Annotated in this window: 17 protein-coding genes and 1 tRNA gene; 10 read left to right on the top strand and 8 right to left on the bottom strand. The window is 69.8% G+C overall.

The window, feature by feature from the left end:
* Nucleotides 1-210: 210 nt before the first annotated feature.
* Both QE374_RS00450 and QE374_RS00445 read left to right on the top strand, forming a co-directional pair.
* Entirely contained in the window at nt 211-1,530 is a 1,320-nt protein-coding gene (locus QE374_RS00450; RefSeq protein WP_309731257.1) for an aminotransferase class I/II-fold pyridoxal phosphate-dependent enzyme, read from the top strand.
* Entirely contained in the window at nt 1,527-2,843 is a 1,317-nt protein-coding gene (locus QE374_RS00445; protein WP_309731255.1) for an LLM class flavin-dependent oxidoreductase, read from the top strand. Before QE374_RS00450 ends, QE374_RS00445 begins: the two co-directional genes overlap by 4 nt.
* 9 nt (nt 2,844-2,852) lie before the next feature.
* Here QE374_RS00445 and QE374_RS00440 read toward each other — a convergent pair whose 3' ends face one another.
* On the bottom strand, nt 2,853-3,851 hold the full coding sequence (locus QE374_RS00440; protein WP_309731253.1) for a TerC/Alx family metal homeostasis membrane protein: 999 nt from the start codon (nt 3,849-3,851) through the stop codon (nt 2,853-2,855).
* 121 nt (nt 3,852-3,972) lie between these two features.
* On the opposite strand from QE374_RS00440, the gene QE374_RS00435 reads away from it, so the two are divergent.
* The 7 genes from QE374_RS00435 to QE374_RS00405 all read left to right on the top strand — a co-directional run bounded on the left by QE374_RS00435 (nt 3,973) and on the right by QE374_RS00405 (nt 8,723).
* Nucleotides 3,973-4,521, top strand: a complete 549-nt coding sequence (locus QE374_RS00435) for an RNA polymerase sigma factor (RefSeq protein WP_309731251.1) — start codon at nt 3,973-3,975, stop codon at nt 4,519-4,521.
* Nucleotides 4,518-5,609, top strand: coding sequence for a DUF4349 domain-containing protein (locus QE374_RS00430; protein WP_309731249.1), 1,092 nt, complete (start codon nt 4,518-4,520; stop codon nt 5,607-5,609). Before QE374_RS00435 ends, QE374_RS00430 begins: the two co-directional genes overlap by 4 nt.
* A 64-nt stretch (nt 5,610-5,673) precedes the next feature.
* Nucleotides 5,674-6,273, top strand: coding sequence for an ECF RNA polymerase sigma factor SigK (sigK, locus tag QE374_RS00425; protein ID WP_309731248.1), 600 nt, complete (start codon nt 5,674-5,676; stop codon nt 6,271-6,273).
* Nucleotides 6,273-7,019 carry an anti-sigma factor gene (locus tag QE374_RS00420; protein ID WP_309731246.1) on the top strand — a complete coding sequence of 249 codons (747 nt, stop codon included), beginning with the start codon at nt 6,273-6,275 and terminating at the stop codon, nt 7,017-7,019. The genes sigK and QE374_RS00420 overlap by 1 nt, the downstream gene beginning before the upstream one ends.
* A gap of 88 nt (nt 7,020-7,107) precedes the next feature.
* Nucleotides 7,108-7,635, top strand: coding sequence for a hypothetical protein (locus tag QE374_RS00415; RefSeq protein WP_309731244.1), 528 nt, complete (start codon nt 7,108-7,110; stop codon nt 7,633-7,635).
* Nucleotides 7,636-7,782: 147 nt separating this feature from the next.
* Entirely contained in the window at nt 7,783-8,190 is a 408-nt protein-coding gene (locus tag QE374_RS00410) for a DUF4383 domain-containing protein (RefSeq protein WP_274285516.1), read from the top strand.
* A complete protein-coding gene (locus QE374_RS00405; RefSeq protein ID WP_309731241.1) occupies nt 8,187-8,723 on the top strand; it encodes a hypothetical protein in 537 nt (178 codons plus the stop codon). The genes QE374_RS00410 and QE374_RS00405 overlap by 4 nt, the downstream gene beginning before the upstream one ends.
* A gap of 4 nt (nt 8,724-8,727) precedes the next feature.
* On the opposite strand, the gene QE374_RS00400 is transcribed toward QE374_RS00405, so the two are convergent.
* Entirely contained in the window at nt 8,728-9,207 is a 480-nt protein-coding gene (locus tag QE374_RS00400; protein WP_309731238.1) for a CinA family protein, read from the bottom strand.
* Nucleotides 9,208-9,377: 170 nt separating this feature from the next.
* Nucleotides 9,378-9,453: transfer RNA gene (locus tag QE374_RS00395), tRNA-Glu, on the bottom strand.
* 109 nt (nt 9,454-9,562) lie between these two features.
* Here QE374_RS00395 and QE374_RS00390 point away from each other — a divergent pair.
* Nucleotides 9,563-10,201, top strand: a complete 639-nt coding sequence (locus tag QE374_RS00390; protein ID WP_309731237.1) for an MBL fold metallo-hydrolase — start codon at nt 9,563-9,565, stop codon at nt 10,199-10,201.
* A gap of 69 nt (nt 10,202-10,270) precedes the next feature.
* Here QE374_RS00390 and QE374_RS00385 read toward each other — a convergent pair whose 3' ends face one another.
* The 5 genes from QE374_RS00385 to QE374_RS00365 form a co-directional block, all read right to left on the bottom strand.
* The gene (locus QE374_RS00385) at nt 10,271-10,540 is read right to left on the bottom strand and encodes an HPr family phosphocarrier protein (RefSeq protein WP_309731235.1); all 270 of its coding nucleotides are present in this window, start codon (nt 10,538-10,540) and stop codon (nt 10,271-10,273) included.
* Nucleotides 10,541-10,573: 33 nt separating this feature from the next.
* Nucleotides 10,574-12,634, bottom strand: a complete 2,061-nt coding sequence (locus QE374_RS00380) for a fructose-specific PTS transporter subunit EIIC (protein WP_309731233.1) — start codon at nt 12,632-12,634, stop codon at nt 10,574-10,576.
* A gap of 24 nt (nt 12,635-12,658) precedes the next feature.
* Nucleotides 12,659-13,603 carry a 1-phosphofructokinase gene (locus QE374_RS00375; protein WP_309731231.1) on the bottom strand — a complete coding sequence of 315 codons (945 nt, stop codon included), beginning with the start codon at nt 13,601-13,603 and terminating at the stop codon, nt 12,659-12,661.
* Nucleotides 13,600-14,385 (bottom strand): DeoR/GlpR family DNA-binding transcription regulator, encoded by a 786-nt coding sequence (locus QE374_RS00370; RefSeq protein ID WP_309731229.1) that lies wholly within the window; start codon nt 14,383-14,385, stop codon nt 13,600-13,602. Before QE374_RS00370 ends, QE374_RS00375 begins: the two co-directional genes overlap by 4 nt.
* Nucleotides 14,386-14,575: 190 nt before the next feature.
* Entirely contained in the window at nt 14,576-15,349 is a 774-nt protein-coding gene (locus tag QE374_RS00365) for a hypothetical protein (RefSeq protein ID WP_137417202.1), read from the bottom strand.
* Nucleotides 15,350-15,360: the final 11 nt, after the last annotated feature.

The raw sequence follows: 15,360 nt of genomic DNA, 5'->3' as shown, positions 1-15,360 counted from the left end.
CAACGAACTCCGCGACGAGGGAGGCCTGGGTCTAGGACTCGTCGCGGCTGCGAAGGAGAAGGCGAGCGATCCGCACCCGCACAGGCTACCACCGCCCTCCGGCGCCGCGGCCCACCCGCACGGGCGCACAGGTGACGTTGTGTGTCGGCGCACTCGCCCGTGAGCGGTCGTCGCTCGTAGGCTGCTGCGACCCGAGACGGCAGGACCCTCATGACCGAACCCACCCACGGATTCGCCACGCGACAGGTGCACAGCGGCACCGATTGGGCGGATGCGCCATCGCGCACCGTCCCGGTCTACATGACCGCAGGCTTCCGCTTCGACGACTTCGATCACGCCGCCGCGCACTTCGCGACGGGCGACGGCTACGGCTACACGCGCACCGGAAACCCGACCGTCGACGCCCTGGAGCGTCGCCTCGCCGAGCTCGAGGGCGGTGCCGGTGCGGTGTTCCTCGGCAGCGGACAGGCCGCCGTCTCGGTCGCCCTGCTGGCGTTGCTCTCGGCCGGCGACCACCTGGTCAGCTCCACCCATATCTACGAGGGAACGCGCGGTCTCGTGAACGACCTGCTCTCCCGGTTCGGGGTGACGGTCACCTACGTCGACGACATCGCCGACCCGCGGGCGTGGCAGGACGCGATCCGCCCCGAGACCCGCGCGCTGTTCGCAGAGTCCATCGGCAACGCGCGCAACGATCTGCTCGACGTGCCTGCCGTCGCCGCCGTGGCGGACGGCCACGGCATCCCGCTCGTCGTCGACAACACCTTCGCGACGCCGTACCTGGTGCGACCGATCGAGCTGGGCGCGGCGGTCGTGGTCCATTCGGCGAGCAAGTTCCTCGCCGGCCACGGAGCGGCCCTGGGCGGCGTGATCGTCGACGACGGCCGCTTCGACGCCGCCCGGTCGGGCGCTCTGTTCCCGCAGCTGGTCACCGCGCGTCACGACGGCGCGCCGAGCGTCTGGGAACGGCACGGCTCCCGCGCACGTCTGGCCTATGTGCGAGAGTCGGTCGCCCCGCGACTGGGTCCGACTCCGTCGCCGCTCAATGCCTTCCTCGTGTCGCAGGGCATCGAGACGCTGCATCTGCGCGTACGCGAGCAGTCGGCGAATGCGGCACGGATCGCCGCGTGGCTGGAGAGCCGCGACGAGGTCGCGTCGGTGGATTACGTGGGACTCGCGAGCCATCCGCACCACACGCTCGCGAAGCGCCTTCTGCCCCGCGGCACCGGCTCCGTCTTCACCTTCACCCTGCACGGCGGAGAGGAGGCGGCCCGCGCCTTCGTGGAGGCCGTGCAGGTCGTGACCCACATGACGCACCTCGGCGATGTCCGCTCGCTCGTGCTGCATCCGGCCACGACGAGTCACGCGCAGCACTCCGACGCTGCGCGTGCCGCGCTCGGCGTGCATCCGGGAACTCTGCGTCTGTCGATCGGCATCGAGGATGCCGACGACCTGATCGCCGACCTCGAGCGGGCGCTCAAGGCCGCATCCCTCGCGGCATCCACGCGGACGATCGAGGTCATCGGGTGAGCAGACCGCAGCATTTCGGCTGGTTCCTGGCCCGCGGTTTCGGCCCGCACGGCTGGGGACTGCCCAGCCTGGACTGGGACTACGACTGGACGGCCCCGCAGCTCTACCAGGAGTCCGCCCGCACCCTGGAGCAGGCCGGGTTCGATCTGCTGATCGTCGAGGATGCGCCCTCGCCCGGGTCCGCGGAGACGATCGATCTGCGGGTGCGCCACGCCTTCGGCGGACCCAAGCACGATCCGTTCGTGCTGGCTCCGTATCTGTTCGCGGCGACCCGGCACCTCGGGGTCGTCCCGACCGTCAACCCCGCCGCATACCTGCCCTACACGGCCGCCCGGCAGTTCGCGTCGCTGCAGCACCTGAGCGGCCACCGGCTGGGGCTGAACGTGGTGACCGACACCGGCAGCGCCCGCCACTTCGGCACCGACGCCCCGCTCGGCCACGATGCCGCCTACGACCGCGCCGAGGAATGGCTGGAAGGCATCCGCTCACTGTGGCGGAGTTGGGACGAGGGCGCGCTGGTCCTCGACCGCGACGACGATCGCTACGCGGACGGGACACGGATGCGGGCGATCCGCCACCGCGGCGAGCACTTCGGGTTCGACGGTCCGCTGAATGCGCTGCCCTTCGTCGACGGTGAGCCCGCGATCGTGTCGCCCGGGGGCTCGGAGCGGGGCCTCGCGTTCGCCGGAGCGCACTCCGACGTGCAGCTCGCTCTCGCGCCTCTGGACGAGACGAGCGTGCGCACCTACCGGGAGCGCATCCACCGCGCCGCACGCGAGCGCGGTCGCAACCCGTCGGACGTGAAGGTGCTGTTCGCGATCCAGCCCGTGCTGGTCTCCTCAGCCGAGGAGGCGGATCGGCTCGTGGCGGCGTCCCGCACGCCCGACGACTCCGCGCTGCGCACGATCGCCCGGCGCCAGTCCTCGGATCTGGAGACCGATCTCACGACGCTCGATCTCGACCGCCCGCTGCCCGAGGGGCTGTTCGCCGCGCACGTGTCGCACGGCAGCATCCGTCGGCTCATCGGTGACCACGACGCGCGCGAGACGCCGCTGCGGGAGATCCTCGCCGCGCACGCCCGCCTCGGCCGCATCTCGGACGGCACCGGATGGGTGGGAACGGCGGGAGAGCTCGCGGATCGCATCGAGCAGCTGGGCGACTGGGGCAACGACGGCGTTCTGCTGTGGGGTGACGTGCATCCGGTCACCGTGCACCGGATGCTCGACGAACTCGTGCCGATCCTCCGCCGCCGCGGCATCCTGCGCCGCGAGTACGACGGCGCCGGCCTCGGCGCGAACCTGCGCTCGTTCTGACCGGGCTGCTCAGCCCTCGTCGACGGATGCGGCCTCGCGCCGCGCCGCCACGACACTGGCGATGGTCGCGGTCGCCATGGCGATCACGATCACGATCAGCGAGACCCACGCAGAGATGTCGGGCGCCCATTCGACGCCGTGACCGCCGTTGATGAACGGCAGCTCGTTCTCGTGCAGGGCGTGGAGGAACAGCTTCACGCCGATGAAGGCGAGGATGAACGCGATCCCGTAGTGCAGGTAGCGCAGGCGATCGAGCAGTCCGCCCAGCAGAAAGTAGAGCTGGCGCAGCCCCATGAGGGCGAAGATGTTGGCGGTGAAGACGATGAAGGCGCTCTGCGTGATGCCGAAGATCGCCGGGATCGAGTCGATCGCGAAGACGAGGTCGGTGAAGCCGATCGCCACGAAGACGAGCAGCATCGGCGTGAAGACCTTCTTGCCGTCGACCACGGTGCGCAGCTTCGATCCGTCGTACTCGTCGCGGATCTGGATGAAACGCCGCAGCAGCCGCACGACGGCGTTCTCGCGCTGCTCGCCGTGCTCGTCGTCGCCGGGGAAGGCCTGACGCCAGGCCGTCCAGACGAGGAAGAGCCCGAACACGTAGAAGATCCACGAGAGGTTGTCGATCAGCACCGCACCGAACGCGATGAAGATGCCTCGCAGCACGAGCGCGATGATGATCCCCACCATCAGCACCTCCTGCTGGTACTTGCGCGGGACGGCGAACTGGCCCATCAGCAGCACGAAGACGAACAGGTTGTCGACCGAGAGGCTGTACTCCGTCAACCATCCGGCCACGAACTGGCCCGCCGCATCCGCGCTACCCGAGACCCACAGCAGGATGAGGGCGAACACGAGCGCAAGCGACACGTAGAAGACGACCCACAGGGTGGCCTCCCGCGCGGAGGGGATGTGGGGACGACGGAGGATGAGGAGAAGGTCGGCGGCCAGGATCAGAACGAGCACGGTCAGCGCGACGATCTGGAACCACACCGGGATCTCGAAGCCCATGAGAGCCTTTCGGAATCGGCGGACGCCACAGTTTATGCGGATCTGAGACGATCGGGCGGCCGAGGACACCTGAGGGTGAGAGAAGACGTCGGCGTGTCCGGCGCTGAGGGATTGGGGCACGATGACCAGCGATGGGGAGCTGATCGCGCGCGCGTCGCACGGAGACCACGAGGCCTTCCGTGCGCTGTATCGCGGCAACATCGACGCGGTCTACCGCATCGCGGCGATCCTGCTGCCGACGACCGCGGACGCCGAGGATGCGGCGCAGGAGACGTTCGTCACGGCATGGCGGAAGCTTCACGGCTTCCGGCTGGAGGGAGCCTCGGCTCTCCCCTGGTTCGCGACGATCTGTCGCCTGGTGTGCGCGAACCGCCTGCGTGCGCTGCGTCGCGAGCGCGAACACGTCGGTGCGCCGCTCGACGACCGCATGCCGTCGCCGATCGACGTGGAGCAGGCGGTCATCGACTCCGAGCTGGCCGATCGCGTCGCCCGGGAGGTGGCGAGACTCGACGATCTCGATCGCGAGCTCTTCGTCCTGTGCGCCGCGCACGGCTACGCCTACGATGCCGCGGCCGCCGAGCTGGGTCTGACCCACGGCGCCGTCCGCAACCGTCTCTCCCGCATCCGCAGCCGCCTGCGCGGCACCGTCCAGGAGGGGAACGCATCATGACGATCGACGACCGGGAGCAGCGGCAGGATCTGTCCTTGCCGGAGGGGCCGTCCGCAGAGCAGGTCGACCGGATCGAGCGAGGCATCGAACGCGACCTCGCGTTCGACCGGATGCGCCGACGGGCGCGACGTCGCGGCGGGTGGGCCGTCGCCGCCGCCGGTGTCGCGGTCGTCGCGCTGGCGGCGGTCGTCTCCCCCGTCGTCCTCGGCGGTCGTGGACCGGAGATGACCAACCCGGTGTCACTCTCCGACGCGCCCGTGACCGAGCAGGCGGAGACGGGTCCCCTCGTGGTCCAGGGCGCGGCGGGCAGCGCCGACGCGAGCAGGTCCGGGGCGACGGATGCGGGACGCGAGGTGTCCGCGTCGGGCTGGCTGCAGATGACCGTGGACGACCCCGCGGCTGCGCAGCAGCAGATCACCGCGATCGTGACGGGTGCGCAGGGATACGTCTCATCGGCGAGCATCGCCGGCGCTCCGACCACGACGGACCCGGCGTACCCGGCGCCCCCGCAGAGCTCGATCACCGTGCGGGTCCCCGCGGAGCGGCTGCAGGATGTGATCGATCAGGTCGGAGCGCTCGGGACGGTGTCGGCATCGTCGGTGGACCGTTTCGACGTCACGGACCAGGCTGTCGACCTGCGTGCGAGGATCGCGGCGCAGGAGACGTCGGTCTCACGTCTGACCGAACTGCTCGCGCAGTCCGCATCGGTCGCGGATCTGATCGCCGCGGAGTCCGCACTCGCCGACCGACAGGCGGCGCTGGATGCGGACCGACAGCAGCTCGAGATGCTCGAGGATCAGGTCGCGATGTCGACGCTGACGGTCACTCTCGCTCCGAAGGACGCAGCGCCTCACGCGGATCCCGCCGGCTTCGGCGACGGGATCGCCGCGGGGTGGGCGGGGCTGGTCGCGACTGTGAACGGGATCGTGATCGGGCTGGGCTTCCTTCTGCCGTGGCTCGCGGTCATCGCCGTCGCGGTCGTGATCGTGTGGGCAATGCGACGCCTGCGTCGCGCGCAGCGCCTCCGCCGATCGCGGGATGCCGCTCCGGCCCCCGAAAGCCCGGCTGACGCTCACGAACCCCGCTAAGCCCTGCCCTACCACGCGGTTTCGTCCGCCGCGCGCCCGCAGGGTGTTGCGAGCGCGATAAGGCATGCTGGTGAATGTGGTGATCGACGGCGTCGAGGTTCCCGAGGACGGCTCGGAGGGAATCGATCATGTGGCGACGCTGCTGGCCGCGATCGCCGGGGGCGATCAGAACGCCTTCGCGCAGTTGTACGACATGCTGTCGCCGCGCATGTTCGGCCTCATCCGTCGCGTCCTCGTCGACCCTTCGCAGAGCGAGGAGGTGCTGCAAGAGGTCTTCCTCGAGATCTGGCAATCCGCTTCCCGCTTCGCTCCGAACAAGGGACAAGGAAGGTCGTGGGTTCTCACCATCGCGCACCGCCGAGCCGTCGACCGCGTGCGGGCGTCGCAGGCCAGCGCTGATCGTGATGCACGTGTCGGCCTTCGCGATCTCGACGTCGCATATGACGGCGTCGCCGAGACGGTGGAACTGAAGATCGAGGGCGGGCGCGTCTCCGAGGCGCTCGCCGGGCTACCCGAAGCGCAGCGTGAGGCGATCGTCCTCGCCTACTACGGCGGTTACTCTCAGACCGAGATCGCCGCGCTCGTCGGGGCGCCGTTGGGAACCGTGAAGACACGCATGCGTGATGGACTGAGCAGATTGCGAACGAGGATGGGGGTGCAGTGATGGAAGAAGAAGAGTTCCGCGACCTCGCGGCCGGCCATGCCCTGAACGCGCTCTCCGCCGAAGACGAGACTCGCTTCCAGGAGCTCCTCGCCGCGCATCCGGCCTGGAACACGATCGTAGCCACCGAGCTCGACACCGCAGCCGCCCTTGCCGACGGCGCAGATGACGTGGTACCCCGTCCGCAGGTGCGCGACGCGTTGCTGGCTCGAATCGCCACGCTCCCGCAGGAAGCTCCCCGATCTGCCGGTCACACTGAGCCGGTCATCGATACGCCGCCTGCCCCCGCCCCACGCCGCGCCCGATCGCGGATGTGGTTCGCACTCGCCGCCTCGCTCGCCTTCATCCTCGCGCTCGGCATCGGCGGCCTGTCGCTCGGGCGCCTGCTGAACCCGGTAGACGGCGCTCAGGTCGCGCTGGAGCAGATCCAAGACGCCCCCGACGCGCAGTCCGCGAGCGTGACCCTCGATGACGGCGCCTCCGCGACGGCGCATTGGTCCGCGTCCACGGGTCGGGCGGTGCTCGTGACGGACGGCATGCCGACGCTCGAGAGCGACAAGACGTTCGAGATGTGGTTCATCCGCGACGGCGCCCCTCTTCCAGCGGGCACCTTCTCGGCGAACGACGCCGTCTCCGAGCTCGACGGCACGTTCCAGCCGGGCGACGTGATCGCTGTCACCGTGGAGGCCGCGGGCGGCTCCCCCAGCGGTCTGCCCACCAGCGACGCGATGTTCGCCATCACGACCTGAGATGTTTCCTCCCATCCGATCGAGCCTCGGCTTCGGATGACCTGTGTGCGGCCGAAAGGTCGCAGACGGAAAACAAGGAGAGATATCGATGCGTACGAACACGAAGAACCGTCTGGCAATCATCACCGCGGCGGGAGCGGGCGCTGCAGCGATCGCTGTCGCCGGCTTCGCGCTGCCGGCTTCGGCCGATGAGCCCCGCGAGGGCGACTGGTCCACCTTCACCACGACGCTGAGCGCCCCGGTCGAAGCCGCGCAGACCTGGCTGACGAGCGCGATCGAGGCCGGAAATGCCTCCGTGTCCCCCGAGACATCCGTGGCCCCCGACACCTCCGTCGGCGACGTGAGCGTGATCCAGGGCCCCATCGTGGGCGACGTGCTCTCCGGCAACCAGGCGCCGGTCGCGTCGGGTAACGACCTGCAGGCGCCGGTCGCCTCCGGTAACGACGTGCAGGCTCCTGTCGATGCGCCGGTCGGCTCCGGCAACGAGACCGGTATCGACGCGCCTGTCGCCCCCGAGACGTCGGTCGGCGGATCTGTCGGCGACATCGGCACGCAGGTGGGCGATCTCGTCGACGGACTCACCTCCGACCTCGATCTGGGTGGTCTGCTCAACTGACCACCGCGCGCACGGGGCGTCGTTCCTTCGGGAGCGGCGCCCCGTTTCTGTGAGCGGCCTGAAAGTGTTCCCATCCGTTCTCGACCCCGTCACGAACAAGTGATGGATGCGGCACACGGTCGCGTCCTCCTCACACCGGAGGTCATCATGAGCTCTTCCCCGAACCGCATCGTCGCGACCGTCTTCGGCGCGGTCTATCTCCTCGTCGGCCTCCTCGGCTTCGCCGTGACCGGCGGCGTCGGCTTCCTCGCCACCGAGGGCGGGCTTCTTCTCGGCATCTTCGCCGTGAACCCGCTGCACAACGTCGCCCACCTCCTGATCGGTGCGGCACTGCTGGTCGCGGGTCTCGCGAACGTCCGTGCTGCCAAGACGGTGAACACCGTCGTGGGCGCCGCCTACCTGCTGCTCGGCGTGGCCGGGTTCTTCCTCGTCGGCACTGCCGCGAACATCCTGGCCTTGAACGTCCCGGACCACTTCTTGCACCTCGGCAGCGCCGTCGTGCTGCTGGCCATCGGCGTCGGCGCCGACCGCGGCGCGCGCATCGCCACGGCATGAGCGTGCAGCGCGCGAGCGCGGCCACGGGCCTGCGGGCAGCATTGCTCGCCGGCCCGTGGCCGGCCGCCCTCGCCTGGGGTGCCGCGCTCGTGCTCGCTGCCCTCGGCGCAGGCGCTGTCGTCCTCCCGGACGCGACATCGGTGAACCGGATCCTCGGAGTCGGTGCCGCAGCTCTCGGCCTCGGCGGACTCGGATGGGGCGTCGCGGCACTTCGCGCCGGTCGCTTCCTTGCCCCACGCGCCGTCACAGCGGGAGCCCTGCTCGCGATGCTCGCCGCGACGTCGCTGCTGGCGAGCGAACCTGCACACACGAGCATCGTGGGCGTCGCGGTCTGCGTCACCCTCAGCGTGGCACTCGGCGCCTGTGCGGCAGCCGCCATGCACCGCACTGTACCCGCGCAGCATCTGCGGGTCGGCCAGTTGCTCGCCGCCGCCGCGCTCATCGCGGTGCTGGTGACGCCGGCCCTCGGTGCGGTGCAGGACGGGATCCTGCTGCGCGATGACGGCACCGTTCCGGTGGTGCCGCACCACTGACGCGTCAGCGGTCCTCGTCCTCCGACATGCCGTCGAGGATCTCGGCAAGCATCTCCAGCGCCGCCCGCGTGCTCGCCTCGACGATCTGCTCCGGGTCGTCCCCCTCGAAGGAGAACTCGCGCGCGCCGACGTGCGACCCCCGCGCCCAGCCGATGAAGACGGTCCCGGGCGCGTGACCGTCTTGCGGATCCGGCCCGCCGACACCCGTCGTGGCGACGGCAGCATCCACTTCCAGCGCATCGCGCACCCCCGCAGCCATCGTCCGCGCACACTCGGCGGAACAGGGGTCGATGTCCAGGTGCACACCGAGCACGAGGTTCTTCGTCTCGATCGTGTAGGCGACGACTCCCCCGGCGAACCAATCGGATGCGCCCGGCGTCGCACCGAGGGCCGTGCACACCTGCCCGCCGGTCAGCGACTCCGCCGCCGCGACGCGGATGCCCGCATCCATCGCCAGCTCACCGATCCGCTCTGTCACGTCCACGTCTCGCTCCCCTCGTTCGTGTCGAACGACGGCACCGTATGCCGCGACCGGATGCGACCCGAGGGGATTGCTTCCGCGTCGTGCGCGCACTACGCGAGCCGCGAGATGCTGATGCCGCGGAGCGCTTCGGAGAAACAAGAAAACCCCCGGATCAACCGGGGGTTTTCTCTTGGTGACCCCAGCGGGATTCGAACCCGCGTTACCGCCGTGAGAGGGCGGCGTACTAGGCCGCTATACGATGGGGCCGCTGCCGTGGCAACCGTTCAAGTATGCCATGCGGTCTTGCGTTGCGCCAAATCGAGGCCGGGATTCGTGTCGGGTTGCCTCGAGGACCCCCGAAGAGTTGACTCGCGTCATGCGAATCACCAAGCACGAGCATGCCGCCCTCACCCTCGAGAAGCAGGGCCGCAAGCTCATCATCGACCCCGGTTCGTTCACGACTCCCCTGCCCGACGCGTCGAACGTCGCAGCCCTCGTGATCACCCACGAGCATCCCGACCACTGGACTGCCGATCACATCGACCGACTCGTCGCGGCCAATCCCGGGCTGCCCATCTACGCGCCCGAGGGCGTCAAGAACGCCGCGCCCGGATACGACATCACCGTCGTCGCTCCGGGAGACACGGTCGAGGTGGCGCCGTTCCAGCTCCGCTTCTTCGGCGGCCGCCATGCCGTCATCCACGAGAGCATCCCGGTGATCGACAACGTGGGTGTCCTGGTCGACGACACGCTCTACTACCCCGGCGACTCGTACGCGCTGCCCAAGGGCCACGATGTGACGGTGCTCGCCGCGCCCGTGGGTGCACCGTGGCTGAAGATCGGCGACGCCATGGACTTCGTCCTCGCCGTGAAGCCGCGCCAGGTGTTCGGAACGCACGACATGACGCTTTCTGTCGCCGGTAAGGAGATGGGCCGCGCCCGTCTGAAATGGGCCGCAGAGCAGCACGGCGGAGAGCTCGTCGTGCTCGAGCCGGGCGACACGCTCGAACTCTGAGCACGAACGACGAAGGCGGATGCGGCACCCGGAGGTGACCGCATCCGCCTTCGTCGTCTGAAGGATGCCTTACTCGGCGTCGAGGTCCGTCTCGAGCAGTGCGACGAGCTCGTCGAGAGCCTGCTCGGCCCCCTCGCCCTCCGCTTTCAGGGTCACGACGCTGCCGTGCGAGGCGCCGAGACCGATGATCGACAGGATGCTTCCCGCGTTCAGGTCGGGGCCGCCCTCGAGGGCGATCGTGACGGGGAGCTTCTTCTCCTGCACCGCCTGCACGAAGAGCTTGGCGGGGCGCGCGTGAAGGCCCGAGCTGCTGGCGATTTTCGCCTGACGTTCTGCCATGGGTGATTCCTCTCGTCTTACCCTTCTATGCTCTCAGGCCGCGACGGGTGCTGCGGCCGCCTGCGCCTGAACGAGTTCCTTGCGTCCGACCCACTTCTTCAGCGCGACGACGGCCAGCGCGGTCACCAGCGTCCCCGCCACGAGCGCGATCAGGAAGCCCCAGATGGGATCGATGGCGAAGAACACGAAGATGCCTCCGTGGGGCGCCAGCGACGAGACGCCGAGCGCCATGCTCAGCCCGCCGGTGACGGCGCCGCCGATGAGGTTCGCGGGGATGACACGGAGCGGGTCCGCCGCCGCGAACGGGATGGCGCCCTCGCTGATGAAGGCGGCACCCAGCAGCCAGGCCGCCTTGCCGTTCTCCTTCTCGACCGGGGTGAACAGGCCGCGAGCGAGGACGGTGGACGCCAGCGCCATGGCCAGCGGCGGGACCATGCCCGCGGCCATGACCGCCGCCATGATCAGGAACGGCACGGCGTGGATGTCGGCGGTCGATGCGCTGGCGAGACCGGCGGTGGCGAAGGCGTACGCCACCTTGTTGACCGGGCCGCCGAGGTCGAAGCACATCATGAGGCCGAGGATGATGCCGACGACGACGATCGCGCCGGTGCCGGCGAGGTCGGTCAGGCCGACGTTGAGCGCGTCCATGAGAGCCGCGATCGGGCGCCCGAGGAAGAGGATCATCAGACCCGAGGCGATGACCGAACCGACCAACGGGATGATCACGACCGGCATCAGGCCCCGCAGCCAGCGCGGCGGGTTCAGGCGACCGAGCCACCAGGCGATGAAACCGGCGAGCAGACCGCCGATGATGCCGCCGATGAAGCCGGCGTTCATGAGCACCGCGACGGCACCCGCGACGAAACCGGGCGCGATACCGGGCCGGTCCGCGATCGCGAAGGCGATGTAACCGGCCAGCGCCGACACGAGGAAGCCCATCGACGTCGCGCCGATCATGAAGGCGACGGAGCCCAGGTACTGGCCGATCGGACCCAGCGGCGACGTGATGTTCTCCGTCGGCAGGTTCCACAGCGAGTTGTCGATAATCACCTTGCCGGCGTCGGCAGTCACCTGGTAGCCGCCCAGCAGGAAGCCCAGGGCGATCAGCAGACCACCGCCGGCGACGAACGGGATCATGTAGCTCACACCCGTGAGGAGGATCCGCTGGATCTTGGCGCCCCACCGCTCGTTCTGCGCGGGAGCGCTGCTCGCAGCGGAGGCGCCGCCGGATGCGGCCGGCACGCGTGCGCCGCTCGGATCCTTCGCCGCCGCGAGGGCCTCGGTGATGAGGGCGACGGGCTGCTCGATGCCGCGCTTCACGCCGGAGCGCACGACAGGCTTGCCGGCGAACCGCTGCGGCTCGCGCACATCCACATCGACGGCGAAGATCACCGCGTCGGCGTCATCGATCACGCTCTGCGGAAGCGCCTTGTAGCCGCTGGAGCCCTGGGGCTCCACGACGAGGTCGATCCCCTGCTCCTTGCCGGCCGCGGTCAGCGCGTCGGCCGCCATGAACGTGTGCGCGATACCGGTCGCACACGCGGTGACGGCGACGATGCGCGCGGGGCGGCCGTCGACCTCGAGCGCGGGCGAGGCGGACGCGGCGGGCGCGGCCGGAGTCGCCGCGGGCGCTGCGGCCTGCTCCTCGCCGATCGCCTGACGCACCGTGGACACCACGGCCGCCGCATCGGGGGCCTGACGGAGCTCGCTCGTGAACGACTCCTGCATGAGGCTCCGCGCGAGGCGGGACAGCACGGCCAGGTGCTCCTCGGCGGCATCCGCGGGGGCCGCGATGAGGAAGACGAGATCCGCGGGGCCGTCGGCGGCGCCGAAGGCCACCGCCGGCTTCAGCCTGGCGAAGGCGAGAGACGCCTGCGAGACGGCGGGACTCTTCGCGTGCGGGATCGCGATGCCGCCGGGCAGGCCGGTCTCATCCTTCTCTTCGCGCGCCCAGGCGTCGGCGAACAGCGCCTCGGCATCCGTGGCCCGACCCGCGGCGACCACGCGCGCGGCAAGGGCCCGGATGACGGCTGCCTTGTCGGCGCCGAGATCCTCGTCGAGGACGACGAGCTCCGGTGTGATGGTGTCGGACACGATGACCTCCAGTGGTCGGGTTCGTCAGCGGATGATCCGCTGCACGGGAATCTCGGCGGTCACAAGATCCGCCGGGGTCGGGGGTTGGGTTCCTGGCAGGGATGCGGCGGCTGCGCCGTATCGCATCCCCGTGCGCAGACGCTCGGCGGGTTCGGCACCGGCAACGTCCGCCAGCAGGTATCCGGCGAGGGAGCTGTCGCCCGCCCCCACCGTGCTGACCGCGGTGATGCGCGGGGCCGTTCCCACCCAGACGCCGTCCTCGGTGACCAGCAGGGCACCGGCGGCGCCGAGCGTCACCAGCGCGGCGCCGACGCGAGGTCCGACGAGATCCTGCGCGAGCGCGATGATGCCGTCGATGTCGCGGGTGTCGGCGGCTGCGCCGGTCAGTTCGGCGAGTTCATGCTCGTTGGGTTTGATGAGGTCGGGGCGGGCTCCCGCCACAGCCGCCGCGAGTGCGGCACCCGAGGTGTCGAGGGCGATGCGAGGCGTGGCGTCGCCGTGCGCGGCGCGAACGGCGAGGATCGCGCGCACGTAGAAGTCGTCGCCCGCGCCCGGCGGAAGGGATCCCGCGAGGACCAGCCAGTCCGCGCCCGCGGTGGCCGCGACGATCGTGTCGATGAGCGCGTCCGCATCCTCCGAGTCGAGCACGGCCCCGGGCAGGTTGATCTTCGTCGTCGTTCCCCGCGGATCGGCGAGCGTGAGATTCGCGCGGGCGTGGCCGTGGACGGGCACGGCTCTGACGGGGATGCCGGTCTGCGCGAGCGCCGCCGCGTACGGATCCTGGTCTGCCAACGGCAGAACTGCCAGTGTCGCCGTTCCCGCGGCGGCGACGACACGGGAGACGTTCACGCCCTTCCCGCCGGCGTCCTCGCGGACGCCGAGGGCGCTCTGCACCTCGCCGACCTCCAGCGGGGCGGCGAGCGAGACCGCCCTGTCGAGGGACGGGTTCGCGGTGACGGTGACGATCATGCCTGCACCACCTCGATGTCGGCGCGCTCCAGTGCCTCCGCCAGCGCGGCGGGCGGAGCCGCATCCGTCACGAGCACGTCGAGCGCCGAGAGCGGAGCGAACGAGACGAGCAGCTCGAGGTCGAATTTCTGCGCGTCACAGAGGACGACGACGCGCCGCGCGGCCGCGACCGCTGCGCGCTTGACCGCGGCCTCTTCAGGGTCGGGGGTGCTGAGACCGAACGCGGCGGAGAGTCCGTTGGTGCCGAGGAAGGCGATGTCGGGGCGCAGGCCGTCGATGGCGGCGACGGTGGTCGCCCCGACGGCAGCGCCCGTGACGCGACGCACCCGACCGCCCACGAGGGTGAGGTCGATCCCGTCCTGTTCCGCGAGCAGAGGGGCGTGGGCGAAGGAGTGGGTGACCACATCCGCTCGCCCGCCGCGCGTCGCCAGGTGCGACGGCAGCTCCCGCGCGAGTGCGCCGACCGTGGAGCCGGCGTCGAGAAGCACGGATCCGTCGAAGCGGTCGCCGAGGAGATTCAGCGCTGCGCGGGCGATCCGGCCCTTCGCGTCGCTGCGTTCGTGGATGCGTTCGCTGATCGACGTCTCGCGGGTGCTGGAGCGGTCGTGAGCGACGGCACCGCCGTGCACACGCTGCAGAACGCCGCGCTGCTCGAGAGACGCGAGATCGCGTCGCACGGTCTCGGTGGTGACGTCGAAGCGTTCTGCGAGGTCGACGACGACCAGTCGTCCCTCGGCGTCCAAGATTCGCTCGATCGCCGCCTGGCGCTCCGTTGCGTACATGATCCTCCTCGAAGGATCAACACATTACAACACAAAGCCACACAAAGAAACGGCTGCGCCGGGTAAAACCAACACAGTGTTCACACGGCGGCCTGCGCCCGACCCTGTGGATCGCGACGCGCAGGCGCCGGCATGCAGAACGGTGGCCCGATCCGCACTGCGGACCGGGCCACCGTCGTCGTCAGCAGTCTCAGGCCTCGCTCATGGCCTGGACAGCCGCCTGCCCCTTGGCCGCGTAGTAGGCGGCGCGAGCCGCATCCTTACGGGCCTGCTCGGCGTAGCCGTGCTCCAGCACGTCCTGCGGCACCTCGACGCTCTCGACGTGGTTCACGCCGTGGTACTTCTCGATGTAGGCGTCGAGTTCGGGGCCCGAGGTCCACGAGGTGATGAGGCAGTAACGCGGGTCGGTGCCGTTGTGCGTGGCAGCGTGCCAGAGGCGCTGCGTGTCGATGATCAGCTGCGCTCCGGCGGGAAGCGCGATGCGCACCTCGCCGCGGGGATCCGTGCGGTTCTCACGCAGGACGAAGTAGCTGTCCTTGTCATCCGTCAGGTTGAAGAACCCGCGCACGACCCAGCCGGTCCCGTCGGGGTTGAGACGGTTGTTGTCATCCTGGTGCAGGTTGTAGAGGCAGTCGCCGTAGGGGGTGGGCTGCAGTTCGATGACACGGCAGCGACCGACGTTCGCGCCGGGCTCCTGCGCGCGGCGCACGAGGTTCGGGGCCTTGGCGACCTGCGAGTCGATCCACACGCCGTCCTTGTCGGTGCGCGGCGGCTTGTGGTTCCAGAACCCGTTGCACTCGATCTCGCCGAAGGCGCTGGCCAGAGGAGCGAACCGGGTGTCGCCCGAGGACTTCCAGTCGTTGTACTCGATGTCGAGCCACTCTTTGGGATCGAGCTCCTGGTTGTAGCTGTCGAGGACGACGTAGCCGGTCTCCTCGAGAGCGGCGGACTTGATGTAACCCATGACGAATCATG

The sequence above is a fragment of the Microbacterium sp. SORGH_AS_0428 genome, from assembly GCF_031453615.1.
In the GTDB taxonomy this organism is placed as follows: domain Bacteria; phylum Actinomycetota; class Actinomycetes; order Actinomycetales; family Microbacteriaceae; genus Microbacterium.
Note: the sequence above shows the minus strand (reverse complement) of the source record. Positions and strands in the feature narration are given on the sequence as shown.

Coding starts and splice junctions, on each gene's coding strand:
- QE374_RS00450 (WP_309731257.1), top strand. CDS start 211: ATGACCGAACCCACCCACGGATTCGCCACGCGACAGGTGCACAGCGGC.
- QE374_RS00365 (WP_137417202.1), bottom strand. CDS start 15,349: ATGGGTTACATCAAGTCCGCCGCTCTCGAGGAGACCGGCTACGTCGTC.
- QE374_RS00370 (WP_309731229.1), bottom strand. CDS start 14,385: ATGTACGCAACGGAGCGCCAGGCGGCGATCGAGCGAATCTTGGACGCC.
- QE374_RS00410 (WP_274285516.1), top strand. CDS start 7,783: ATGAGCTCTTCCCCGAACCGCATCGTCGCGACCGTCTTCGGCGCGGTC.
- sigK (WP_309731248.1), top strand. CDS start 5,674: ATGCTGGTGAATGTGGTGATCGACGGCGTCGAGGTTCCCGAGGACGGC.
- QE374_RS00415 (WP_309731244.1), top strand. CDS start 7,108: ATGCGTACGAACACGAAGAACCGTCTGGCAATCATCACCGCGGCGGGA.
- QE374_RS00390 (WP_309731237.1), top strand. CDS start 9,563: ATGCGAATCACCAAGCACGAGCATGCCGCCCTCACCCTCGAGAAGCAG.
- QE374_RS00435 (WP_309731251.1), top strand. CDS start 3,973: ATGACCAGCGATGGGGAGCTGATCGCGCGCGCGTCGCACGGAGACCAC.
- QE374_RS00375 (WP_309731231.1), bottom strand. CDS start 13,603: ATGATCGTCACCGTCACCGCGAACCCGTCCCTCGACAGGGCGGTCTCG.
- QE374_RS00440 (WP_309731253.1), bottom strand. CDS start 3,851: ATGGGCTTCGAGATCCCGGTGTGGTTCCAGATCGTCGCGCTGACCGTG.
- QE374_RS00420 (WP_309731246.1), top strand. CDS start 6,273: ATGGAAGAAGAAGAGTTCCGCGACCTCGCGGCCGGCCATGCCCTGAAC.
- QE374_RS00405 (WP_309731241.1), top strand. CDS start 8,187: ATGAGCGTGCAGCGCGCGAGCGCGGCCACGGGCCTGCGGGCAGCATTG.
- QE374_RS00385 (WP_309731235.1), bottom strand. CDS start 10,540: ATGGCAGAACGTCAGGCGAAAATCGCCAGCAGCTCGGGCCTTCACGCG.
- QE374_RS00430 (WP_309731249.1), top strand. CDS start 4,518: ATGACGATCGACGACCGGGAGCAGCGGCAGGATCTGTCCTTGCCGGAG.